General features: G+C 37.7%; 3 protein-coding genes. All 3 read left to right on the plus strand.

The window, feature by feature from the left end; all coding sequences use genetic code 11:
* Nucleotides 1–690 (plus strand): DUF1351 domain-containing protein (locus AB5287_RS09925; RefSeq protein ID WP_368221167.1); only part of this gene is annotated, 690 nt, incomplete at its 5' end.
* A gap of 45 nt (nt 691–735) precedes the next feature.
* Entirely contained in the window at nt 736–987 is a 252-nt protein-coding gene (locus tag AB5287_RS09930) for a hypothetical protein (RefSeq protein WP_070840892.1), read from the plus strand.
* An 86-nt stretch (nt 988–1,073) separates the two neighbouring features.
* Entirely contained in the window at nt 1,074–1,553 is a 480-nt protein-coding gene (gene ssb, locus AB5287_RS09935; protein WP_167770300.1) for a single-stranded DNA-binding protein, read from the plus strand.
* Nucleotides 1,554–1,686: the final 133 nt, after the last annotated feature.

Genomic DNA, 1,686 nt, shown 5'->3' on the forward strand with positions numbered 1-1,686 from the left:
CGCGTGGATATTGTCCGAGCAGCCTTTGAAAGCAAGTGTATAGAGTTAGGGCTTGAAAAATCCACATTTGAAGATCGTTACGATGAATACAGCCTCAAGAAATACTTTAAAACAGGTAAATTTGAACTCAAGAAATCAACGCTTGATGAAATGGATGGTTTGGTATTAGTAGAGTTTGATGCTCTTGAAGAATTTAAAGCAAACAAACAGGCTATTCTGGATCAAGCTAATGAATACAACTTGCCAGCAGATGCTTATATCAGACATCTTGAAGACGGGAAAACTCTTGTAGATGTCTTAAAGATTATGAAAACTGACCGCGATGCTATTGTATTACGCAAAGAGCAACAGGAGGCACAGGCTAAAGCAGAGGAAGAACGTAAAGCAGAAATTGAACGTATAGCTAAAGAAAATGCTAACGCTCAAATCAAGGCTTTTAACGCTGATACAGGCGAGATTTTGGAAAGTGACCCAATCGCACCCGAACCACAAGAAACAACGCCAGAGATGGCAAAATTTGAGACTAACGAAGCGGTAAGCTATGATTTGCGTTTGACATTTCCGGGTGGCAATCCTCAAGCTAAGTTGTTTAAAGAGTGGCTTGAAACTAATGGAGTATCGTTTGAAGTGTTGTTACAAGGTAAAACTGAAAGTGAGTTGGCAGGAGGTACGTTAGATGTCTTTGAGTAATCTAATTTTTGAAATAAAAGAAGTTGTTAGCTTGGGAGGCATGCAATGATAAAAACAAAATTTATTGAAGTGGAATATGGTTTTAGCAATTATCAAGAAATAGATGTGCTAATCAATGATTTTATTCAACAAAATGAATTGATAGATATTATAGACATTAAGTTTCAGTCAAATATTGCAGCGGTTGCCGATAGCGGAGTAAGTTGCACATATTACCACACATCAGCTTTGATTATTTATAGAGAACCTGAAAAATCAAGGTTAGGAATAGAATTTGGAGAAGAAGATGATTATTGAATTTATAAAAGAGGTAGGCATGGCTATCTTGTGGCTGTTTTTGGGTTACTTGATAGGAGAACGAAATACGAGAAAGGACAAAGAGGATGATAAATAATGTTGTCTTAGTTGGTCGAATGACTAGAGATGCTGAATTACGATATACGCAAAGCAATCAAGCAGTCGCAACTTTCACTCTTGCTGTCAATCGTAACTTTAAAAACCAAAATGGGGAACGTGAGACAGACTTTATCAATTGTGTTATCTGGCGTCAGCCGGCAGAAAATCTTGCAAATTGGGCTAAAAAAGGCGCTTTGATTGGCGTTACAGGTGCAATCCAAACTCGTAACTACGACAATCAGCAAGGTCAGCGTATCTATGTCACAGAGGTTATTGCTAATAGTTTTCAATTACTAGAGAGCAGAAGCAGCCAAAACCAAAGTGGTAATTTCCAAACAGGAAACAGTTCAAATTATGGCAACGCAAACTCGATGCCTAATTTTAGCAGAGAAGCAGAGCAGACATCGTTTTTCCGAGGGAATACGACAAATCCGATGGATATCTCGGATGATGGTCTTCCATTCTAAGGAGCGATTATGACAGAAATTAAGATTTTAGATGCTTGTTGCGGTTCTAAAATGTTTTGGTTTGATAAAAATGAGCCACATACAACGTTTATGGATATTAGGAAAGAAAAATTTGAAATTCACGGCAAAAAAG

The sequence above is a fragment of the Bifidobacterium sp. RTP21102st3_E2_RTP21102_210122 genome (genome assembly GCF_040916945.1).
Classification (GTDB): domain Bacteria; phylum Actinomycetota; class Actinomycetes; order Actinomycetales; family Bifidobacteriaceae; genus Bifidobacterium; species Bifidobacterium longum.